The 22,491-nt window shown below is 67.2% G+C and carries 20 protein-coding genes; 1 reads left to right on the top strand and 19 read right to left on the bottom strand.

Annotated features, from left to right (window positions below; all coding sequences use genetic code 11):
- A partial coding sequence (locus U4012_RS30345) for a TonB-dependent receptor plug domain-containing protein (RefSeq protein ID WP_415750415.1) occupies positions 1–350 on the bottom strand: 350 nt, incomplete at its 3' end.
- Between the two features lie 284 nt (positions 351–634).
- Between U4012_RS30345 and U4012_RS30340 the strand changes: the two genes are divergently transcribed.
- Positions 635–1,507: a LysR family transcriptional regulator gene (locus U4012_RS30340; protein WP_124667801.1), complete on the top strand. Its 873-nt coding sequence runs from the start codon at positions 635–637 to the stop codon at positions 1,505–1,507.
- 297 nt (positions 1,508–1,804) lie between these two features.
- On the opposite strand, the gene U4012_RS30335 is transcribed toward U4012_RS30340, so the two are convergent.
- The 18 genes from U4012_RS30335 to U4012_RS30250 all read right to left on the bottom strand — a co-directional run bounded on the left by U4012_RS30335 (position 1,805) and on the right by U4012_RS30250 (position 22,490).
- The gene (locus tag U4012_RS30335; RefSeq protein ID WP_321803065.1) at positions 1,805–3,148 is read right to left on the bottom strand and encodes an LLM class flavin-dependent oxidoreductase; all 1,344 of its coding nucleotides are present in this window, start codon (positions 3,146–3,148) and stop codon (positions 1,805–1,807) included.
- A gap of 170 nt (positions 3,149–3,318) precedes the next feature.
- A complete protein-coding gene (locus tag U4012_RS30330) occupies positions 3,319–3,750 on the bottom strand; it encodes an ExbD/TolR family protein (protein WP_044848623.1) in 432 nt (143 codons plus the stop codon).
- A gap of 12 nt (positions 3,751–3,762) precedes the next feature.
- Positions 3,763–4,185: a biopolymer transporter ExbD gene (locus tag U4012_RS30325; protein ID WP_321803063.1), complete on the bottom strand. Its 423-nt coding sequence runs from the start codon at positions 4,183–4,185 to the stop codon at positions 3,763–3,765.
- 12 nt (positions 4,186–4,197) lie between these two features.
- The gene (locus U4012_RS30320; protein ID WP_124489455.1) at positions 4,198–5,136 is read right to left on the bottom strand and encodes a MotA/TolQ/ExbB proton channel family protein; all 939 of its coding nucleotides are present in this window, start codon (positions 5,134–5,136) and stop codon (positions 4,198–4,200) included.
- Between the two features lie 70 nt (positions 5,137–5,206).
- Positions 5,207–5,905, bottom strand: coding sequence for an energy transducer TonB (locus U4012_RS30315; RefSeq protein WP_044848626.1), 699 nt, complete (start codon positions 5,903–5,905; stop codon positions 5,207–5,209).
- Positions 5,906–6,108: 203 nt separating this feature from the next.
- Positions 6,109–7,167 (bottom strand): LLM class flavin-dependent oxidoreductase, encoded by a 1,059-nt coding sequence (locus U4012_RS30310; protein ID WP_185641371.1) that lies wholly within the window; start codon positions 7,165–7,167, stop codon positions 6,109–6,111.
- Between the two features lie 57 nt (positions 7,168–7,224).
- Positions 7,225–9,033: an amino acid ABC transporter permease/ATP-binding protein gene (locus U4012_RS30305; protein ID WP_321803059.1), complete on the bottom strand. Its 1,809-nt coding sequence runs from the start codon at positions 9,031–9,033 to the stop codon at positions 7,225–7,227.
- A 32-nt stretch (positions 9,034–9,065) separates the two neighbouring features.
- Positions 9,066–10,388: an LLM class flavin-dependent oxidoreductase gene (locus tag U4012_RS30300; protein WP_321803057.1), complete on the bottom strand. Its 1,323-nt coding sequence runs from the start codon at positions 10,386–10,388 to the stop codon at positions 9,066–9,068.
- A gap of 44 nt (positions 10,389–10,432) precedes the next feature.
- Positions 10,433–11,434 carry an LLM class flavin-dependent oxidoreductase gene (locus U4012_RS30295; protein ID WP_321803055.1) on the bottom strand — a complete coding sequence of 334 codons (1,002 nt, stop codon included), beginning with the start codon at positions 11,432–11,434 and terminating at the stop codon, positions 10,433–10,435.
- 150 nt (positions 11,435–11,584) lie between these two features.
- On the bottom strand, positions 11,585–14,062 hold the full coding sequence (locus U4012_RS30290) for a TonB-dependent receptor plug domain-containing protein (protein ID WP_044848938.1): 2,478 nt from the start codon (positions 14,060–14,062) through the stop codon (positions 11,585–11,587).
- Between the two features lie 117 nt (positions 14,063–14,179).
- Positions 14,180–15,121 carry an ABC transporter substrate-binding protein gene (locus U4012_RS30285; protein ID WP_135800995.1) on the bottom strand — a complete coding sequence of 314 codons (942 nt, stop codon included), beginning with the start codon at positions 15,119–15,121 and terminating at the stop codon, positions 14,180–14,182.
- A gap of 30 nt (positions 15,122–15,151) precedes the next feature.
- Positions 15,152–15,709, bottom strand: a complete 558-nt coding sequence (locus U4012_RS30280; protein WP_044848940.1) for a GNAT family N-acetyltransferase — start codon at positions 15,707–15,709, stop codon at positions 15,152–15,154.
- Between the two features lie 224 nt (positions 15,710–15,933).
- Complete coding sequence (locus tag U4012_RS30275) at positions 15,934–17,472, bottom strand: MFS transporter (protein WP_321803052.1); 1,539 nt, start codon at positions 17,470–17,472, stop codon at positions 15,934–15,936.
- Between the two features lie 4 nt (positions 17,473–17,476).
- The gene (locus tag U4012_RS30270; protein ID WP_321803049.1) at positions 17,477–18,016 is read right to left on the bottom strand and encodes a GNAT family N-acetyltransferase; all 540 of its coding nucleotides are present in this window, start codon (positions 18,014–18,016) and stop codon (positions 17,477–17,479) included.
- A 70-nt stretch (positions 18,017–18,086) separates the two neighbouring features.
- Complete coding sequence (locus tag U4012_RS30265; protein WP_321803047.1) at positions 18,087–18,971, bottom strand: alpha/beta hydrolase; 885 nt, start codon at positions 18,969–18,971, stop codon at positions 18,087–18,089.
- Positions 18,968–20,665 (bottom strand): ABC transporter ATP-binding protein, encoded by a 1,698-nt coding sequence (locus U4012_RS30260; RefSeq protein WP_321803044.1) that lies wholly within the window; start codon positions 20,663–20,665, stop codon positions 18,968–18,970. Before U4012_RS30260 ends, U4012_RS30265 begins: the two co-directional genes overlap by 4 nt.
- On the bottom strand, positions 20,662–21,492 hold the full coding sequence (locus U4012_RS30255) for an ABC transporter permease (RefSeq protein ID WP_321803042.1): 831 nt from the start codon (positions 21,490–21,492) through the stop codon (positions 20,662–20,664). The genes U4012_RS30260 and U4012_RS30255 overlap by 4 nt, the downstream gene beginning before the upstream one ends.
- Complete coding sequence (locus U4012_RS30250) at positions 21,489–22,490, bottom strand: ABC transporter permease (protein WP_321803040.1); 1,002 nt, start codon at positions 22,488–22,490, stop codon at positions 21,489–21,491. Before U4012_RS30250 ends, U4012_RS30255 begins: the two co-directional genes overlap by 4 nt.
- Position 22,491: the final 1 nt, after the last annotated feature.

Genomic DNA, 22,491 nt, shown 5'->3' with positions numbered 1-22,491 from the left:
ACTTCGAAGTAGCCGACCGGCGCATAGTCGTTGACGACCGATGCGTCGTTGCGCACCACGTCGCTCAAGCGCTTCGCCTGCTGGTCGTCGATCAGCGCCCGCGTGACGACGTTGACGGAGGCCGGCGTGTCGCGCAGCGGCGCATCGTCGAGCCCCGCGACCGACGCCGTGCGTGCGCGCAGCGTGTTGCCGCGCTCGCCGCTCACCGTGATCGCCGGCAGCGTCGTGCTGCCGGCCGCACCGGCGTCGGGCGCCGGCGCGTCGCCCTGCGCCACGGCGGCCTGCGCCGCGAAAAGCGTGATACCGAGACCGACGCCGAACCGTGCCGGCCGAACCAATCTGCGAGCCATGACGTGCGGCACGACTGCCGCGCGTGATCTCCCCGAATATCGTTTCATTTCTCTCCTGCAGGTTGATCTGCCCTTGAACAAAAAAACACGGAACGCTTGCATCGATACGCGTTCAACCATTTCCGCTTTCGCGCTTCCGGAATAACGAAAGCACCATTTTCAATATATGGATCGCATCGCACGCCGACGTAAAACGGCCGGCTATACTGCGCGAACCAGGATTCGAACATAGCCGCACAACGCGGTCCAATGACATGTTTTCCTGGCGGTGATAACTCGCGGATATGAACTTCCATCTACTCAAATCGTTCGTTACACTCGCGAACTCGCTGCACTTCGGCTCCGCCTCGCAAGCGCTCAACCTGTCGCAGCCTGCCCTCACGAAACAGATCAAGCGACTCGAAGACGACCTGGGCGCGCCGCTTTTTCGGCGTGACCGGCATGGCACGGAGTTGACGGAACTGGGACGTTATTTCCTCGCCGAAGCCCAACCGCTGGTGGATCAGGCCGAACGCGTCCTCTCGCTGGGAAAGCGAGCCGCGCGCGGCGAAGTCGGACGACTCGCCATCGGCTATAGCTTCTCGACGGTGGAGACGGTGTCGCGTGTGTTGCCGCGCTTTCGCGAGCGTTTTCCCGATGTCGAGGTCACGCTGCATGATCTGTCGTCGGCCGAGCAGATGGAGCGGCTGCTCGAAGGCAGCCTCCAGGCGGGCTTCGTCCGCTTGCCCGTTCGGACCGGTCTCGCGCATCGGCGTCTTCTCTCCGATCGACTCGCGCTCGTCGTACCGCGCACGCTCGCGGACACGATCACGGGTTTCGATTCGCCATTGCTGCGCACGCTGCCGTTTCTATTGCTGCAGCGCGCACGCGCGCCGGGCCTGCATGATCACATCGCACGTTTTTGCGAGTCGCGCAGCTTCGAGCCACGCTTCGTGCAGCACGCGAACGAGTCGCTGACGATCATCTCTCTGGTCGGCGCGGGGCTTGGGGTGTCGATCATGCACGAATCGGCGCTGCACTCGCCGGGCGACAAGGTCGTGTGCCTGCCTATCCCCGATGCCGATGCGCGCTGGGATGTCGGACTGACGTGGCGGGACGCAGTGCCCGATTCCATCGTGGAGAACTTCGTCGCTTTGTTGCCGGAAGTCGATGCATAGAGCAGTCTTCCGATCGAACGTGACTCGTCCGTCACGTCACGGACAATCATTCATTCTTGTCATTCGTCGCTTTGAAACCCAGGGGCATTTTTAATGCAGCCCGATTGAGCGATTCATCCATATTCGCGCCAACAGGGCCGCCGATACGCTCGCGGCCACACTACCGCTCGCATTTGCCGGACAGGTGTCCAGACGAGCACCAGAGCGGCGCCGCCTTACCATGCCTGCCCGCGCAGTGAGTGCCGGTACGAACCGCCAGCTCGTCACCGCGCGAGCGTCGGCGCGTTCCAGATGAATTTATCCCGCCGCGTAGCGATTGCGCGGGTAGGTTACGTCCAGATGGTCGCGCAAGGTCTCTCCCTGATACTCGGCACGGAACAGCCCGCGCTGTCGGAGAATCGGCACCACCTGTTCGACGAAATCGGTGAATGCCGAAGGCGTCCCGCCACCGACGATGAAACCGTCAGCCGCACCGGCCTCGAACCATTCCTGCAAACCATCCGCGATATGCTCCGGGGTCCCGATGAATGGCGGGCGCGGCGCAGCCGATTCGAGCGCGACCTCGCGCAGCGTCAGGCCGCGCTCGCGCGCATTGCGCTTGATCTCGTCCGTCCCGCTGCGGAAACTGTTGCTGCCGAGGTCGCCGATTTCCGGAAACGGCGCGTCGAGCGGATACTGGCCGAAATCGTGATGCTCGAAAAACCGGCCGAGATGGTCGAGCGCGCTTTCGATCGTGATCAGTGTCAGGCTCTCCTGGTATTGCCGTTCCGCGTCCTCGGCAGAAGCGCCCACGATCACGCCGATGCCCTGGAAGATCTTCAGGTCGTCGGGATGCCTGCCGTGCCCGCTCACCTGGCGCTTGAGATCGCCATAGAAATCGCGCGCCTGAGCCAGCGTGTCGTGATGCGTGAAGACCGCATCCGCATGCTTCGCCGCGAGCTGCTTGCCCGCATCCGACGCGCCGGCCTGGAACAGGACGGGACGCGCCTGCGGCGTACGCCCGACGTTCAGCGGCCCCTCGACGGAGAAATACTTGCCCTTGTGATCGAGCGTATGGAGCTTGGCCGGATCGAAGAACACGCCGCTCGCGCGGTCGCGCACGAACGCGTCGTCCTCCCAGGAATCCCAGAGCCCCTTCGTGACCTCGAGATAATCGTCGGCGATCCGGTAACGTTCGTCATGTTCGGGATGCGCGGTGCGCGAAAAATTCCGCGCGGAACCTTCGAGCGGCGACGTCACGACGTTCCAGCCCGCTCGTCCCCGGCTCAGGTGATCCAGGCTCGCGAACTGCCGGGCAACCGTGAACGGTTCGCTGTAGGACGTCGACAGGGTTCCCACCAGTCCCACCCGTTCCGTGACGGCCGACAGTGCCGACAACAGCGTGAGCGGCTCGAACCGGTTCAGGAAGTGCGGAATCGACTTCGCGTTGATATGCAGGCCGTCCGCCACGAATACGAAATCGAACTTGCCCGCCTCGGCCTGGCGGGCCACGTTCTTCGCGAAGTCCGGGTTGATGCTTGCGTCGATCACCGCGTCGGGGTGCCGCCATCCCGCGTAATGTCCACCGGGTCCGTGGATCGTCGCGCCAAGATGAATCCGCCTGGAACGCCCGTTCGCCCGCTCTGCCTGCGCTTCGCTCATGATGTCACTTTCATTGGTTGTACTGATGTTGTAGGAAACTACGCTTCCTCTCCCGCTTCATCCGCTTCGTCTTCATCGGCACGGCGGTGCGGGAAACGTCGCCTGCCTGAAGATCGGCACCCGGCCGCCCCGCTCCGGCACCCGAGCGCTCGACGAACCTTCCGCGCGACTCATTGCATGTACTGTTCGTTGCCGATCAACCCGATCTTCGTCGCCCCTTCGCGCTGGGCCGACGCCAGCACTTCGGCCACCGCCCGGTAAGGCGCCGCCTTGTCCGGGCGCAACCGGATCTCGTCCTGGTCCGCCTCGGCCGCCACCTCGCGAAACTTCGCGTCCAGCGCCGCGCCGCCCCGCACGGCCGCGCCGTTCCAGTTGACCGAGCCGTCCGCGCCGATGTCGATCTGCACCACCTGAGGCGGATGCGGCGGGACGGGCGGATTCCCGACCGGCAAGTTCATCTTCACCGAATGCATCTGGATCGGGATCGTGATGATCAACATGATCAGCAGCACCAGCATCACGTCGATCAGCGGCGTGGTGTTGATGTCCACCATCACGTCCGGCTCGTCCCTGCCCGCGCCGGAACCTGCGTTCATACCCATCGTTCGAACTCCCTAGCCGCCCCGTGCGGGGGGCTGAGTAATGAAGGAAAGCTTGCCGATCCCGGCCCGCTCGCACGCCGTCACGACCTTGCCGATGTACTGATACGGCGTGGCCTGATCGCCGCGCACGTGCACGTCCGGCTGCGGCGTCTGCGCGGATAGGTCCTTCAGCCGCGCCACCAGCGTCTGCAGGTCCACATGCTCGGTGCCCCAGAAGATGTCGCCCTGCCGGTTCACCGCGAGCTCGATGCTTTTCGGCTGCGTCTGCAGCGGCTGGACCCGCTCCTTCGGCAACTGCACCTGGATCGTATGGGTCACCACCGGGATCGTGATCAGGAAGATGATCAGCAGCACCAGCATCACGTCCACGAGCGGCGTCGTGTTGATCGCCGAGATGACCTCGTCGTTGTCGTCACCGCCGACACTGATCGCCATGACAGCCTCCGCTCACGACTGAACCGCCAGCGCCTGCGGCGCCGGTGCCGCGGGCGTCGCGCTGCTGCCGGCCGCGCGCCGGCCGCCCGCGAGCAATACCGTATGCAACTGCGCGCCGAAGTCGCGCACGCGCTCCATCACGGACTTGTTCCGGCGCACGAGGAAGTTGTAGCCGAGCACGGCCGGTACGGCCACGGCGAGGCCGATCGCGGTCATGATCAGCGCCTCGCCCACCGGGCCGGCGACCTTGTCGATCGATGCCTGGCCGGCGATGCCGATGGCCGTCAGCGCGTGATAGATGCCCCACACCGTGCCGAACAGCCCGACGAACGGCGCCGTGGATCCCACAGTGCCCAGAAACGCGAGGCCGTCCTGCAGCCGGTTCGACACGTTGGTGATCGAACGCTCGATGTTCAGGTCGATCCAGGTATTGCGATCGACCGAATCGAGCAGCGCCGTGTCGTGATGCTCCCCGGCCTCGATCGCGTTCTCGGCGATGAAACGGAACGGCGACGCATCATCGAGCTGGGCCGCGCCTTCGGCCAGCGTCGGCGCATTCCAGACCTGCTCGTCGGCCGATTTCGCGCGGCTGTTTGCCCGCACCTGCTCGAGGAACTTGGTGATCATGATGTACCAGCTGCCGAGCGACATGACCACGAGCAGCCCAAGGACGAAGCGGGCCACGAAGTCGCCGTTCGCCCACAGGGCACCGAGGCCATACGGGTTCTCGACGGTTGCCGACGTCGCGGGCGCGGGCGGCGGCGCCGAAAGATCGGCCGCACTGGCGGCAGCCGGTGCCGCCGCGGTCGGTGCCGCGCCGGATGCCGCCCGGCCGGGCGCCGATGCCGCTGCTTCCTGTGCGAGCACGGTGTGCGGTGCGACCAGGGTGCCGCCAATGCCGGCGGTGATCATCAGACTTGCCGCAAGTGCGGCGCGAAAGCGCTTTTTCATAAGGACTCCATCCGTATACGTCGTGTGTCGATTCGTGAAGCCGGCCAGCTCGAACGGCGTGTGGCCGGCATCAATTCAGATTGAAGGAAAACGGTACCCGCACCCGCACGGGCTGCCCCTGCGCAATGCAGCGAAAGCGCTTGACCGCACTGAGCGCCGCCCGGTTGAGCACCGGGTCCGCCGGCTGCGCGAGCCTCAGGTTCGTGACGCGGCCGTCCGGGTCCACCGTAAACTCGACCGTCACATCGCCCGTGATGTTGTTGTCCTGCGCGTCGGGCGGATAGACGATCGACGAGCGGACTTCGTCCGAGTTCGGGCAGACGACGCCGACCTCCTGGTTCACCGGCCTCGCGACCGGCGCCGGCGCAGGCACCGGCGCGGGCGGCGCCTCGTGCACGGGTGCGCTCGGGGCCGGCGCGGCCTGGTGCGTGATGGTCGGCGGCGGCGGCGCCTGCACGTGCACCTCGGGCGGCGGCACGAACGGCGGAGGCGGCGGCGCCACCCGCGGCTTCGACACGACCTTCTCGACCGGCTTCGGCGGCGGGGGCGGCGGCGGTTTCACCGGCACGATGATGCGAGTCTCGATCGGTTGCTGGACGATCTCGACGACCCGGGTCGCCAGGCCGTTCACCAGCGCCCAGATCAGGACGAGATGCAGGCCGATGGCGATCGCGATGCCGCCGAAGCGACGGACCGGATGGGTCCGCTTGTTGCCGAACTGGCGCGGACGGCCGATTGCCGCGAGTCGGGTTTGAGAGGCGCTAGTCATGTTCAGTCCAATTGCAATAAGGTCGGGCGTTCGGCGCCGCCTGACATCGGCTGGCCGGCGCACGGACGGCGGCGCAAGCGATTCGCCGGCGCGTGACCGCCCCGCGTGCGTGGCGGCGAGACGGTCCCGGCCCGCGCGGCCGTATCCGCCCCGTCGCCGATTCCGGTCACGCACGCCGCCCGACGCATGTCGTGTCGCTCCCGTCAGGCCGCGACCGGCTCTCGCCGGTCGGCCGGACGCCAGCCGAGTGCCGGGGCGATACGCGTGACGAAATCGTCGAGAATCTGCCGGTAACTTTCGAACGGCAGGTCGTAAGGCAATTCCAGGCGCAGTTCCCGCACTTGTCCGACCACGGGGTCGGCAAGCAGCCGCTCCACGATCTCGTCCGAGGTGCCGACGAGATCCGGTGCGAAGAGCGTGCGCCGTTCGCCCTGCGGCGCCAGCGTGCGGGCATGGCGCGCGTCGGCAAACGCCCGATAGCGTTCACGCTCCCGCGCATCTGCACTGTCGGTCGGGACGATCACCCGGCCCAGCGCGATACGGGGTGCGGCGGCTTCGCTCCAGTGACGGCGGTACAGCTCGAGCTGCCGAAGCTGGGCGTCGACATAACTGTCGGTTCCCTCGCCCGTGGTCAGATTGCCGATCAGCAGGTTGAAGCCGTTTCTGGCGGCCCACTCGATCGAGCGCCTGGAACCGCCCCCATACCAGAGCCGGTCCGTCAGACCGGGCGCATACGGGCTCACCCGCGGCCGCACCCGGCCGGCGGCCGATTCCACGAACGTGTCGTCGTCACCGAGCCAGTCGCCGGCGAGATTGCGACGCAGGCGGGCCACCCGTGCGTGCGAGAAGTCGACCAGGTCGGGATCGGTGTCGAACAGCCGCTCGCCCAGCAGCGCGCCGTGATTCGGCGCGCCTGCGCTGAGCCCCACATTGAGCCGGCCGTTCGACAGCACGTCCACGGTCGCGAGATCCTCGGCGAGCCGGAACGGATTCTCGTAGCCCATCTGGATCACCGCCGTGCCGAGCCCGATCCGGCTCGTCCGCTGGCTCGCCGCCGCGAGAAACGTGGCGGCCGAGGACACGGCGCGCTCGAGATGACGCTGCCGCACCCAGGCGCTGTCGTAACCGAGCGCCTCGCCGACGCGAAACAGTTCAAGCGTCCGCTCGAATCCGGCGGCGGCGTCCTCGTCGGGATAATTCCCCGGTGTGAGGAATGCAATGTGATCGATTCGTCCGTTGCTCACTTTTTCATCCTTCGTCATTTGCCACGGTGTCGATGCCATGTCGTGCCGGCCGCAAGCCGGGAGACCCGCACATGACTACGACAGCACCCTGGACAGGAACTCGCGCGTACGCGGATGCGATGGCGCCGCCAGCACCGCCGACGGCGGCCCCGACTCCACGATGCGTCCGCCGTCCATGAAAACGATCGTGTCGGCCACTTCGCGCGCAAAACCGATCTCGTGCGTGACGATGATCAGCGTCGTCCCGGAACGGGCAAGCTGACGGATCACGTCGAGCACTTCGTTGACGAGCTCCGGGTCGAGCGCGGAAGTCGGCTCGTCGAACAGCAACACCTTGGGCTTCAGCGCGAGCGCGCGGGCGATCGCCACGCGTTGCTGCTGCCCGCCGGACAGCTGACGCGGCCACGCATCGGCCTTGTCGGCCAGGCCCACGCGGGCGAGCAGCGCGCGTGCTTCCGCTTCCGCCCGTTCGCGCGGCAGGCCGGCCGCGACCGGCGCCTCGACGACGTTCTGGAGCACGGTCAAATGCGGGAACAAGTTGAAACTCTGGAACACCATGCCGACCTCGGCACGGCGGCGCAGGATGTCCTTTTCCTTGAGTTCGTGCAGCGTGCGCCCGTCGCGGCGATAGCCGACCAGTTCGCCGTCGATGTCGATGAAGCCCTCGTCGACACGCTCGAGGTGGTTGACGGTACGCAGCAGCGTCGACTTGCCGGAGCCCGACTGCCCCAGAATGACCGTCACGCTCCCGGACGGGATGGCCAGCGAAACGTCGTCGAGTACCTTCTGCGCCCCGAAGCGCTTCGATATGCGATGAATGCCGACGGCCGCCCCGACGCGCTGTTTCGCCCAGCCGGTCGTCTCTGCACCCGCCGCCGCGTCGTCCGGCTGGCTGCCCGCCACCGCGGCCGGGGAAAGCAGCGTCTCGAGCGAACGGAAACCTTTGCGCAGGAATGCGGAAACCGGCGACACGGCCACCGGGTCGCGCGTCGCACCGCGCGCATAGTGGCGCTCGATATGAACCTGGATCGCGGACAATACCGTCAGGATCACCAAATACCAGACGGTCGCGACCATCAGCATCGGAATCACTTCCAGGTTGCGGTGGTAGATGATCTGGACCGTGTAGAACAGATCCGGCATCGCGAGGATATAGACGACCGCGGTGCCCTTCGCCAGTCCGATCACATCGTTGAACGCGGCAGGCAGGATCGCGCGCATCGCCTGAGGCAGCACGATGCGCCAGGTCTGCCGCGCGCGCGGCAGGCCGAGCGCCGCCGCGGCCTCGCGCTGCCCGTGGTCGACCGACAGGATGCCGCCGCGGATCGCCTCCGCCGCGAACGCGGCCTGGGTCAGCGTCAGCCCGAGGATCGCTGCCATGAACGGTGTGATCAGATCCGTGGTCGGGCCGTGCAGGAACACGATGTTCGTGAACGGAATCCCGAGCCTGACCGTGTCGTACAGATAACCGAGATTGTTCAGCAACAGCAGCAGGACGATGGTCGGAATCGAACGGAACAGCCAGATGTAGGCCCACGCGCACGAGGACAACAGCGGCGAGCGCGAAAGGCGCGCCAGCGCGAGCGGAACGGCCAGCGCGAAGCCGAGGACCGCGCCGAGCGCCGTCAGCAGCAGCGTCTGCCCGAGCCCCGCGAGCACGGCTTCGGAGAAAAACCACTGCGCAAAGACTTTCCAGCCCCAGTGGGGGTTGTCGAGCACCGAATAGAAAACGGCAGCGATCAGCACGATCGCCGCGGCGGTCCCGAGCGTCCTCGCCGGATTGCGGGCGGGAACGACCCGGTATTGCGCGTAGTCGGGTGGCGCCGATGACGCGCCTTCGGCCACGAAGGGTGCATGACCGGCAATCCTGGAAATATCGTTCATCACGCTGCCTTTCCGCATGTCATGTCGATCCGTCACGCAGTCTCTGCGGTTGCGTAACGGCTCGCGCGGCGCGGCAGGCCGAGATGGTCCCGCAGCGTGGCGCCCGGTAGCGCACGGTGGTAGCGGCCCCGTGCCTCGAGTGCGGGAATCACGTAACGGACGAAATCCTCGAGCCCTTCGGTCTGCACCTGGAAGCCGAGAATGAAGCCGTCGGCCGCGCCCGCATCGAACCAGCGGATCAGTTCGTCCGCGACCGCCTCGCCGGTGCCGATGAACCCGGGCTTCGGCGTCGCCACGTCGAGCGCCACCTCCCTGAGCGTCGACCCGTTTCGCCTGGCCTCGTCCTTGATGCGATCGGTCGTGGAACGGAAACTGTTCCTGCCGAGCTCGCCCAGCTCCGGAAACGGCGCATCGAGCGGATACTGCGAAAAGTCGTGATGCTCGAAAAAGCGGCCGAGATAAGCGAGCGCCTCGTCGATCGTGAGCAGATCGCGAATCGCGCGGTACTTTTCCTCGGCTTCTTCGCGCGTCGCACCGACGATCGGTCCGATACCGGGGAAGATCTTCACGTCGGTGCGCGCGCGGCCGTGCGCCTCCGCGCTGTCGCGCACGCGCTCGGCAAATGCGCGCGTCTCGTCCAGCGACGGCGCGTGCGTGAACACGGCATCGGCATACTTGCCGGCCAGCGCGATACCGTCATCCGACGCTCCCGCCTGGAAAATCACCGGCTGCCCCTGCGGCGAACGCTGGATGTTGAGCGGCCCGGCCACCTCGAAAAAGCGGCCCTTGTGGTTCAGCGTGTGCAGCTTGTCGCGATCGAAGAAGCGGCCGCTCGCGCGGTCGCGCACGAACGCGTCGTCGTCCCAGCTGTCCCACAGGCCCTGCACCGCCTCCAGGTATTCATCGGCGATCTCGTAACGCAGCGCGTGATCCGGATGTGTGCCGCCGTAGTTCTTCGCCGAGCCTTCGAGCGGCGAGGTCACGACGTTCCACCCGGCGCGCCCGCCGCTGATCAGGTCGAGCGACGCGAACTGGCGGGCGACCGTGAACGGATGGCTGTACGACGTGGACAGCGTGCCCGCCAGCCCGATCTTCGATGTGGCCGTCGCAAGCGCGGACAGGATCGAGATCGGCTCGAAGCGGTTCAGGAAATGCGGGATCGACTTCTCGTTGATGTAAAGGCCATCCGCGACGAACACGAATGCCACGCCGTTGGCTTCGGCCTTCTGCGCGATGCCGGTGACGAAGTCGATGTTGACGCTCGCATCGGCGGGGCCGGCCGGATGCTTCCACGAATTCATGTGGCCGCCTGCGCCATGCAGCATCAGGCCGAAAGTGAGGTTGCGTTGGGTCATGTTCGAATCCGCGGTCTGAAGAATGAAAAGGCAGCCAGGCGCCGTCACGCGCCGACCGGCTGCTCGAGACCTGCCAGCGCCTCGATCGAGGCGAGGCGCTTGGCATGGTCCGCCACCGGGTTGTCGATGACGAACTCCTCGATGCCGAAGCGCTCATGCAGCGCATCCAGTTCCCGACGCACCTCGTCCGGCGTGCCCGCCGCGACCTGCGGACGCAACTCGTCGATCCGATAGTCGGTGACACCGATCTGGCGCGCGAAATCGGCGGCCGCCTCCGGGCTCTGCAGGTTGACGCTCTGCCCGTTGCCGAAACGCAGCTTGAAGATCCGCAACGCGCCGACCTGGCGTCTGGCGTCCTCCGACGATTGCGCGGCGACCGCGAACAGGGCGAGCAGCGGCACACGGCCCGTCGCGCTGCGATAGACGTCGAGCGACCTTTCGATATTGCCGATGTCGCCGTTGAAGTGGCCTGCGTAGCAGAACTGCCAGTCATGCCGGGCAGCCAGTTCGGCACTTTCCGGACTACCGCCCAGCAGGATGCGCTGCGGCGATTCCGGCGGCTCGGGCAAGGCGACCGCCCCGGCCAACGGGTGGTCCGGCGCGACGCCGTCGCCGAGAAACGCATCGAGTTCGGCGAGTTGCCCGGCAAAGTCGGGCTTCTTCGCCTTGTCGTGAAACCATTGCAATGCCCGCGTCGTGAGCGGCAGCCCGCCGGGCGCCTTGCCGACGCCCAGGTCGACACGTCCGGGCGCGAGCGAAGCCAGCGCACGGAACGATTCGGCGACTTTGTAGGGGCTGTAATGCTGAAGCATCACGCCGCCCGAGCCAACGCGAATCCGCGACGTATGCGCAAGCAAATGCGACACGATGATCTCCGGTGCCGAGCTCGCGAGACCCGGCGCGCCATGGTGTTCCGCAATCCAGTAGCGCTTGTAGCCGAGCGCTTCGGCACGCTTCGCCAGCGCGATCGTGAAGTTCAACGCGTCATGCGCGCTCGCCCCTTCTGCAATCGGGCTTTTGTCGAGAATCGAAAGGGAATAAGACATGAAGCTCAACCTTGTAAGTCGGTCGTCCCGCCGAAAGAAATCGGCCTCGGACGGCGCCGATACAGCGGAACATGCCGGACAGATCATTCATTATGGATAACGGATCATCTGCCCGTTACGGTCATTTCTTCTATGAATATGGCCGATCGATCAGAACAGATAGCGTGCCCGCAGATAATAGAAACCGCCGTTGACGCCGATCGTGCTGCCGCCGCTGTACTGGATGCCTTCCAGCTGCGCCTCGTACGGCAGCTTGCTCGGGCGGACGTCGAACAGGTTCTGCGCGCCGGCCGCGATCTGGAATTTCTTGGTCACGTCATAGCGCACCTCGACATCGGTGACATAGCGTGCGGCCTCCTCGAAGTGAACGAACTGGGAGGTCGAGAACGCGTTCGGTCCGACGATGTAGGTCGCTTCTCCCGAGGTCTTCCCGTAACGCGTCTCGTGGAGCGTCACGGCCCACTTGTCGAGGCGCCAGGTGCCGCCGACGATGATCTTGTTCTTCGGCGTCGTGGTGGACAGCGACGCGATCTGCTGCGCGTTCAGCGACGGCCTGCCGTTCGACCCGTTCGCCACGTGCGTGACCGAGGTCGTATTCAGGTTCACCCCGAAGTCCCAGTCCACCTGCCCGTACCGGCCGAAACCGGTGTGGTAGGTACCCGCCAGATCGATCCCTCGCGTGCGCGTATTGGCGCCGTTGGTGAAATAACTCGCGCTGACCGCCGACACCGGCACCGATCCCGGGACCGTCAGCCCCGCCCCTTCGAGCGCGGCGATGGCCGCCGCGCCCGACGCGGTTCCGCCGAGCACGATCCGGTTGCGGATGTTGATCTGGTAAGCATCGATCGTCAGTTGCAGGTTGCGAACGGGATTGAGCACCAGACCGAAGTTGTAGCTGGTCGACTCTTCAGGCTTCAGCGCCTGCGCACCGATCAGGCGCGCGCCGGGCGAGGTCGTCGCCAGGATGCCGCCCACCGACGCCGGCGACGTGGTCACGCTGGTATAGGACTCCTGGGCCAGCGACGGCGCACGAAAGCCGGAGCTGACGCTGCCGCGAACCGCAATGGCCGGCGAAAACTGGTAGCGGGTGGCGATCTTGCCGTTGGTGGTGTCGCCGACGTCGTTGTAGTGCTCGTAGCGGCCCGCCAGATTCACCTGCCATTTCGGCGTCAGGTAAGTAGACAAATCGATGTACGTGCCGATCACGTTGCGCGAGATGTCGCTCGCGCTGACGGGCGCCAGGCCCGGCAACGCGGCCGAGCCGCCGTAGATCCAGGATGCCTGCTCGCCGTTGCGGATCGTATAGGTTTCGCGCCGCTGCTCGACGCCCACCGCGACATTCAGCGGCGCCGGCAGCAGCGGGACATTGAATGCCCGCGACAGGTCGAGGTTGTTGGTCAGCTGCGTATTGCTGACGGTCGACAGGTGGAAGGTGGTCGGCGTATAGCCCGATGCCGCGTACAACCCGGTGTTGGCGGAATTGCGCATTCCGAACACGCTGTAGTCCCCGCCGTAGGTCGTGCTGAAATCCCATGCCCAGCCGAACAGGTTCTTTCCCTTGATCCCCGCCGTCACCGAGTAGTCGTTCTCGTTGATCGTTTCGACCGGCACGAAGCCGTTCGGGTAGACCTGCGGCAGCACGAAAGGCGGACGAAAGTTCTGGTACGCATCGCCGTTCCGGTGTGCGTAAGTGCCGAACCCGTAGAGCTCGACCTCGTCGCCGAGGTAGTAGCCGGCATTGAAGCCGACCGTCTCGCGCGAACTGGCCGGGTCGCCCAGGATCGGGTTGTAGTAGCCCTGTCCTTGCGGAAAGCGCCCGAAATAATCGTCCGGCCCGGTGCGGATCGTATGGTTCTGCCGGTCGAACCCGGCGCTCAGGTCGAGGAAGCCCTTGTCGGCGAGATTCAGGCCGATCGTGGCCGACTCGCTCGTCTTGAAACCGTCGCCGGAGTAGGTCTGCCCGTTCGTCGTGGCAAGCTCGCCGCCGCGCGCATTGCGCTTCAGGATGATGTTGATCACGCCCGCGATCGCATCCGAGCCGTACTGCGCGGACGCACCGTCGCGCAGCACTTCGATGTGGTCGATCAGGCCGACCGGAATGGTATCGATGTCCACGCCGGTCGAGCCCTGGTTCAGGCCCGGGTCGAGCGTGATGTTGGCCGTCGTATGGCGGCGCTTGCCATTCACCAGCACGAGCACGTGGTCGGGCGTGAGGCCATGAAGCGACAGCGTATCGGTCAACACGCCCGTGTCGCCGGAGTACGAGGTCCGGGTGATCGACGGCGAGAGTTTCACCAATGCGTCGCGCAGGTTGGTTTGCCCCGTCGCGCGCAATTGATCGCCTCCGATCACGTCGATCGGCGTCAGGCTCTTGCTCGCACGCGTCTCCGTGCGCGAACCCGTGATCACGACCCGGTCCTGAACCTGTACCTTGCCGTCCGGCGCGGCCGATGCCGACGATGCCGGTGCGACCGCACTACTGGCAGGCGCCGCGACCGCCGCCGCTCCGTCCCCCGCTCCCGCTTCCTGCGCCCAGGCCGCGCCGTGAAAAACGCTCGCCGCAACCGCCACCGATATCACCGTCCTGCGCGTCTTCGGCGAGACCCCCTCGCCCCGTGTGTGCCGCATGATTTCTCCGTTCTTTGCCGATTGAAGGCACGCTACACGCTGCCTTTTAGTAGTAGTCCGTACGATTACCCGAGGATTCTCCGCATGACGGCCGTGCTGCGGCCGCTCATGACCCGATCAGAGATCCGGAAGCCCCGGAGGATTCGTCGAGGCCTTCGTGATCGCCTCGCTGTCGAGATTCCACCGGCCCAGCACCTGCTGGTACTTGCCGTTCCGGATCAGGTCGTTGATGGCGTAGGTAATGGGCACGGCCAGTCCGCCGCCCTTGCGGGTGGTGACGGCGACTTCCGCCGTGCGGGGCCACCCGCCGCTGACGGTGCCGACCTGCCGGATCTTCACACCCTGGCTCGCTTGATAGACCAGCGCGGCATTGACGCTGAAAATCGCGTCGGCGCGCCCCGATACCAGCGCCAGCGTCCGCACCGACGGATCCTCGTAATACAGCACGTGAATCGGCTTCAGCCCGTGTGCGACGTTTTCCTTGTCCCAGGCCAGCAGGATCTTTTCCTGGTTGGTTCCGGAGTCGCCGATGACGCGCAATCCGGCGATATCCCTGGGCTCGCGAATCTGCTTGATGGGGCTGTTCTGCTCGACGTAGAAACCGAGCACGTCGCGGCGATAGGTCGAGAAGTCGAATTTCTGTTTGCGCGCTTCCGTCACGGTCACGTTCGACAGCACCGCGTCCACCTTGCCGGACGCGACGGCAAGCGGCCAGTCCGCCCAGGCGAGCGGCACGAGCTTGAGCTTCAGTCCGAGTTCGTCCGCAACCAGTTGGGCGAGATCCGGATCGGCGCCGACGATCGTTTTCGCGTCCGTTGCGTATGCACTGATCGGGGGAAATGCCACCGCGATGCCGACGGTCAGCACGCCCTTCTCGGCAAAACGGAAGTTCTCCGGGATCAACTTGATCGCCTCCGCATCCGGCGTGACGCGCGGGCGATCATGCTGATCGGGGCTCAGGTTGAACGACGTCGCCGATTGCGCGATGCCGGCAACCCCCATTACCACCACCGCAAACGCACCGGACAAGGCCAGGCCGATTCCGCGACGACGATTCATTTTTCGGTATCCCGTGGAAGTGTTCATGCGTCATGCACCGAACGGCCGACCCAACGGCCTGTCCGGCTTCAGATCCTGCAAATGTTCGATACGACCGGGTTCGAGCAGATCCTTTGCGAAAGGCAGTCGCCAATGCACTTCCGGTGCGATCGCCGGATCGTATAGCGGTTCGTAGCCGGTGCCGAGATAAAGCGCCGAGGCCTCCGGTTGACGAAATCCGGTCGTGAGATAAACCCGCCGGTATCCCTGCTTCAATGCACGGGCTTCGAGTTCGGCCACCACGCGCCGTGCGACGCCCTGGCGACGAACGCCGGAATGCGCCCAGATGCGCTTGAGTTCAGCCGTCGTGTCGTCGTAGCGCTGAAATGCACCGCCGCCCACGACCTCGTCACCGCGTCGAATCAGGATGAAAGCGCCATCGGGTGGCGCGAACAGCGCCGCCGGGTAGGTCAGGAGTTCGTCACGCACGACTTCCGCGGGCACCGCGCGAAAGTCCTGGTAGCGCGTGGAATATTCGACCGACAACTCGTCGAACATGGGCAACGCGAGCAGGTCGAGTGGGGATGTGTCGATTACTTCGTCAGTCACTGATACGCCAGATGCTTCGAGTCATCTGCCTCTGATTTGCCAGGATCGGTGGATTCGTTCGACACGCTTGTTGCCGCGCATCGCATCCAGCAATAGTGCGCGCGAACCGTGCGCGCTCAAACCAAGCATTTTCGAAAACGTTATTCACACAGATACACATAATCAGGATTCCGTATCGTAGAGCAGAAACCGCATGGCAAATGCGATTCGCCGCGCAATGCAATTCACTCGGCCGCGTCACGCGCGTGCCTGATCGTCCAGTCCGCACACGCTGCCGCAAATGCGCCGGCCACCAGCAGCAATATCGGCACCGACACTTCGACGAACGCATCCCGGTATGCGGCCAGACCGGCCGAAGACGACGCCTGCACCAGGAATACGCCGGTTCCCCACGACATGCCGATCGAGCAGGCGAGCCGCTGCGACAACTGCAGAAACCCGGCAGCAAGCCCCCGCCCCTGATCCTGGCCGATCTCCGCGAGCGTCATGGCCTGGTTCGGCGCATGGATCAGGCCGCTGGCGAACCCCTGCAGCAGGACGATCGCGGGATACGCGAACACGATCCAGCGAACCGCGAAGTACTCGGTCGCCAGACCTTGCGCGGCGACGGCGAGCGCATAACACGCGATTGCGCACACCGTCCCGGCACGGCCGAAGCGCCCGACGAATCGCCAGCTCCACATGGTCGCGGCGATCGAGGCCAGCGCGGCAGGAATCGACAGCGCGGCAAACAGCAGCGGATCGAGATGCAAGCCGTCGAGAAAGAACAGGGCACTGACCATCCCGAGGGTCACGCCCGCCGCGAACTGGCACATCGCCACGAGCGTGCCGAGGACGTATCCGCCCGACCCGAGCAGACCGCGCGACAGAATCGGCGTGCCGCCGCGCCGCTGATACACCGCCTCCCACGCCAGAAACAGCGGCAACCCGGCCATCGCGACCGTGAGACAAACGCGTCGGGGCGGTATGCCGGTGCCGCCGACCAGCGTGGCGAGCATCAGCGCGAGCGTGACCGCGGACAGCAGGGCCAGGCCGACCGGATCGATCGAAAACCGGGCGTCCGACAACCGGTGGCGCGGCAGATGCCGAAGCGCCAGATAGAACACGGCCATTCCGAACGGCGCGTTGACGAGAAACAGCAGCCGCCAGCCGAGATCCGGCGGAACCGACGCAAGAATCAGCCCGCCGAGAATCGGACCGGCGAGCCCCGACAAACCGCCCGCCGACGCGTATCGCCCGAGTGCCCTGGCCTGCGCCGCGCCTTTGAACAGGTCCTGGATCAAGCCGAATATCTGCGTATTGATCATCCCCGCACCGAGCCCTTGCAGCACGCGCGCGACGATCACCGTGCGCGCGTCGTCCGCCAGTCCGCCCAGCACGCTGAAACCCGAAAACATCGCGAGCCCGACCAGAAACAGCAGGCGGCGCCCGATCACGTCGCCGAGCCGGCCTGCCGGGACGAGCGCGATGCCGAACGCAATGGAATAGACCGACGTGATCAGCTGTATTTCGGCTGTCGACGCATGCAGTTCGCGCCTGAGCGTCGGCACGGCCAGCGTGAAGATCGCCTGATCGAGAAGCGTGGTGAAGCCCATCGCGACACAGATGCCCAGCACGATGTTCGCACGGGCGCCCGCGTCGGTCGAACCGCTTCCGGCAGCGCGCCGTCGCACCGCCCACCCGGTCGCGCCATAGCGCCGACCCAGGGTGACGGGTTTCGCCGGATCATCGCGCACGGTCGCGTGCGGCTCGTCGTGAATCATCGATTCAGTCGGGGCTGGCCGGGTGCCGGGCCGGCAGCAGATATTTCTCGAACAACACGCCGGGCGGCGCGTCCTCGCCGAAATCGTGCGACGACAGCAGCGTATAGCCCGAGGACCGGTAAAGGCCCACCGCTTCGGGTTGCCGCGGCCCGGTGCCCAGATGCACGCGCGTGTAGCCTTGCCGGGCAGCCTGCGCCTCGAGCTCGGCCAGCACGCGGCGCGCGAGCCCCTGGCGGCGATGCGCGCGGCTGACCCAGATGCGCTTGAACTCCGCCGTCGCAGGGGTGTGATGGCGCATGAAGGCGCCGCCGGCGATGGCCTGCCCGTCCCTCAGCAGCAGCAGGAATGCGCCCTGCGGCGGCGCGAACGCTTCGCCCGGATAACGTACCAGCTCCTTGCCGAGTTCCTCTTGGGGAATATAGGCCGCGTAGCGGCTGCTGTACTCGTGCGCCAGCTCGTCGAAGAGCGGCCGGGTGAGCGGGTCCGTGGCGGACACGTAGACAAAACGATCATCCCGATCCAGCGAAGATCCGGTTTCAGACATCGACTGCCTCCTCACGAGCCGTTGCCCGGATGACGGGCCGGCTGCTGTTTCATGGTTCTTCGGCGGCCGCTCATCGCACGGGCGCCGCTTGCACGGTGCGCTCGAGCAGCGCACGCAATGCGGCGCCGACCGCATCCGGCCGCTCGAGCATCAGTTGATGGCCGCAGGCGGGCAGCACGCCGAACGACGCATTCGGCAACGCGTCGGCCAGCGCGCGTCCGCCGGCGGGCGGTGTCAGGCCGTCGCTGTCGCCCGCGAGCACGGCGACCGGCAAGTCGAGCGCGGCCAGCCGCGCCGCATCGGGCCACGGCGCGTCGCGCAGCACGGCCTGGAAGGTCGTCATCCGGTTGCGGCGCGCGACGCGCGACTCGTAGGCGACGAGCGCCGGGTCGGCCTGCGGATGCCATGCGAGCCGCCGGAAGCGCCGCGCGAACACCGGCTTGATCCATTCGAGCAGCCAGCCCGGCAACGCCGGCGGCCGCGTCACCGGGCGCGCGAGCTGCGTGCCGAGCAGCAGCGCACCGCTCGCTTCGTGCAGCCGCCCGAGCGCCGCCAGCCGCTCGAGCAAGGCGAGCGTGCTTCCCGTGCCCAGCGAATGGGCGACCAGCACGTTGTGCGCCCCCTTGTAGCGGTCGAACAGCGCGAGATAGTCGCGCAGCGTTTCGTCGCCGTGATAGGCGCCGCTTCGCGCGGGCGGCCGCGGACTGTCGCCGTGACCGAGGAAATCCCATGCGACGAGTTCGTAGCCCGCATCGGCAAACGTGCGCCACTGCGCTCGCCACTGGTTTTTGTTGCCGCCGCCGCCGTGCGCGAAGAACAGCACCGTCCCCGCATGCGGCGAGCCGCGCGGCGCGACGCGATGCGCGACGCTCAGCGTGCGCCCCGCGCGCACCTCGACCGGCACACCGGCCACGACGGCGGAAGCCGCGACCGCGAAGTTCGAATCGGACGTCATGAGTGCTCCTCGTTGGTTCGATGGGCGTGCGCGCTGCCGTCCTGCGTGCCGGTCGCGCTCACGCGCGCCGGCAGCACCGGCATCGCATCGAGCAACGCACGCGTGTACGGATGGCGCGCCGCGCCGAAAACCTGCGCGGTATCGCCCAGTTCGACGATGCGCCCGGCCTGCATCACCGCGATGCGGTCGCAGATCTGCGCGGCGACGCGCAAGTCGTGCGTGACGAACACGATCGCCATCGCGCGGTGCTGCTGCACCGACGCGAGCAGTTCGAGCACCTGCGCCTGCACCGACACGTCGAGCCCCGACACCATTTCGTCGGCCACGAGGATCGACGGATCGAGCGCCAGCGCACGTGCCAGGCTGATGCGCTGGCGCTGCCCGCCGGAGAATTCGTGCGGATACCGGTCGAGCGCATCCGGCGGCAAGCCGACCTGCGCGAGCAGCTCGGCCGCCCGCCGATACGCCGCAGTGCGGCCGACACCGTGCGCGAGCGGGCCGGTCGCGACGATCTGCGCGATCGTCTGACGCGTGTTCAGCGATGCGTACGGGTCCTGAAACACCATCTGGACGTCGCGACGCAGCGGCCGCAACGCGTGGTCGGCCACGCGCGCGAGATCGTGCTCGCCGCGCAGCACGATGCGCCCCGCATCCACCCGCGCGAGCCGCACCAGTGCGCGCGCGAGCGTCGACTTCCCGGAACCCGATTCGCCGACGATGCCGAGCGTCTCGCCGGCATGCAGCGCGAAGCCGACGTCGACCAGCGCATCGACGCGGCGCCGGCCGCGCGCCGGCAGGAACGGCAACGCGCGGCGCGGCGCGTAGTGCTTGCGCAGGCCCTGCACGTCCAGCAGCGGCACGCCGCCGCGGGCGACGGCACGCGCTGCGACGCGACCGTGCGGCACGGCATCGAGCAGCGCGCGCGTATACGGATGGCGCGGCGCGCGCAGCACGTCGGCCGCGCGACCGCTCTCGACCTGCTCGCCATCGCGCAACACCACGACGCGATCGGCGACGCGCGCGACCACGCCGAAGTCGTGCGTGATCAGCAGCACGCCGGTCCGTTTCGTACGGGCTGCCCGCTCGATCAGCGCCAGAATGCGCGCCTGCGTGGTGACGTCGAGCGCGGTGGTCGGTTCGTCCGCGATCAGCAGGGCCGGCTCGAGCGCGAGCGCCATCGCGATCAGCACGCGCTGACGCTGGCCGCCGGACAGCGCGTCGGGATACGCATGCCGCAGCCGCTCGGGCTCCGGCAGGCCGACGTCGCGCAACAGCGCCGTCACGCGTGCCGCGCGCGCCGCGCCGTCACCGCGGCCGCTCAGCACGCGGTGGACGCGCAGCACCTCGTCGACCTGCGCGCCGACCGTCATCAGCGGATTCAGCGCGGCGAGCGGTTCCTGGAAGATCATCGACACGTCGCGGCCGCGCACCGCGCGCCATTCGGCGTCGCTGCAGTGCGTGAGGTCCCGCCCGCGCAGCGCGATCCGCCCGGCCGCGTGCCGCACGCCGCGCGGCAGCAGGCCGGCGATCGCGGCCGCGAGCAGCGACTTGCCCGACCCGGACGCGCCGACCACGCACAGCACCTCGCCGGGCGCGACCGTCAGCGACACGTCGCGCACCGCGTCGCGGCGCTCCGCGCGGGCCGGCAACGCGAGCGTGAGCCGCTCGACCGACAACAGCGGCGCGCCGCTCATCGCCCCGGCTCCGCAAGCGCCGACGCGTGGCGCAACCCTTCGCCGACCCGGTTGATCGCGAGCGCGGTCGCGACGATCGCGAGCCCCGGCCAGATGCTCAGCCACCACGCGTCGCGCACCACGTTGCGCGCCGCGCCGATCATGAAGCCCCAGCTCATCTGCGACGGATCGCCGAGCCCGAGAAACGACAGCGCCGACTCGGTGAGGATCGCGGTCGCGACCATCAGCGCGGCCAGCACCGCGAGCGGCGGCCAGACGTGCGGCAGGATCTGGCGCCGCACGAGCGCGGCCGGCGACTCGCCGGCCAGCCGCGCCGCGAGCACGAACTCCCGTTGCGCGAGCCCGATGAATTCGCCGCGCACGAGCCGCGCGATCGCCGGCCACGACACGGCGGCGATCGCGACGATCGTCGATTCGAGCGACGCGCCGAGCACCGCCGCGATCGTGACCGCGACCGCGAATTGCGGCACGGTCTGGAACAGCGTCGTGAGCGCCATCAGCGCCCGGTCGACCCAGCCGCCGCACCAGCCCGCGAGCGCGCCGATCGATGCGCCGAGCACAAAGGTCGCGACGGTCGCCGCGAGCCCGACGAACAGCGACACGCGCGCACTCCACAGCAGCGCGACCAGCACGTCGCGCCCGAGCATGTCGGTGCCGAGCGGATGGCCGGCCTGCAGCGGCCGCAGCAACGGCTCGCCGGCCATGCGCCACGGCGACGGCAGCCACAGCGGCGCGCTCAGCGCGACGAGCGCGACGACGGCCAGAAACAGCGTGCCGGCCGCCGCGCCGCGCGCGCGCACGAAACGATGCACGAAGCGGCCCGTCATCGCGCGTCCCGCCAGCCGATGCGCGGATCGACGATCCCGTACAACAGGTCGGTCAGCGCATTGAACAGCACCACGAGCGCCGCGACCACGGCGAGCAGCCCGAGCAGCACCGGATAGTCGCGCTGCAGCAGCGCGTCGTACATCAGCCCGCCGAGGCCGGGCCACGCGAACACGATTTCGGTCACGAGCGCGCCGCCCGCGAGCTGCCCGAGCTGCAGTCCGCCGAGCGTGACGACCGGCAACAGCGCGTTGCGCAGCACGTGGCGGATCATCACGCGCGGCTCGGACGCGCCCTTCGCGCGCGCGGTCCGCACGAACTCGCGTTCGATCACCTCCAGCATCGCGGCGCGCGTGAGCTGCACGTAGATCGCGCCGTACACGAGCCCGAGCGTCGTGGCCGGCAGCACGAGGTGCGCGGCCACGTCGAGCGCGTGGCGCCACCCCGTGTAGCCGGCGCCGACGCTTTCCATCCCGAACGACGGCAGCCAGCCGAGCACCACCGAGAACGCGATCACGCTCATCAGCGACAGCCAGAACAGCGGCGTCGCATAGACGATCACCGCGAGCGCGCCGATCGCGCGCGCGATGCGGCGCGCCCACGGACCGCCGCGCGACTCGCCGTACGCGGCCACCGCACCCGCCGTCACGCCCGCGACGACCGACACGGCGAACGCGGCCGCCATCAGCAGCAGCGTCGCGGGCAGGCGCTCGGCGACGAGTTGCAGCACCGGCAGCTGGTTGCGGTACGAGAAGCCGAAATCGACGTGCGCGAGATCGCGCAGATACAGCGCGAACTGCTCGACGAGCGGCCGGCTCAAGCCGAGCTGCGCGCGCAGCCGCTCGACGTACGCGGCATCGCCCGAGCCCGCGTCGCCGGCGAGCATCAGCGCGGGGTCGCCCGGCGCGAGCCGCACCAGGAAGAAGTTCACGACGAGCACGCCCAGCACGACCGCCAGGCCCCGGAGCACCGTCGACATCAAACGCAGCGCCGTGTTCATC

Source organism: Burkholderia sp. BCC1988 (assembly GCF_905339895.1).
In the GTDB taxonomy this organism is placed as follows: domain Bacteria; phylum Pseudomonadota; class Gammaproteobacteria; order Burkholderiales; family Burkholderiaceae; genus Burkholderia.
This window is presented reverse-complemented; position numbering and strand designations above follow the sequence as displayed.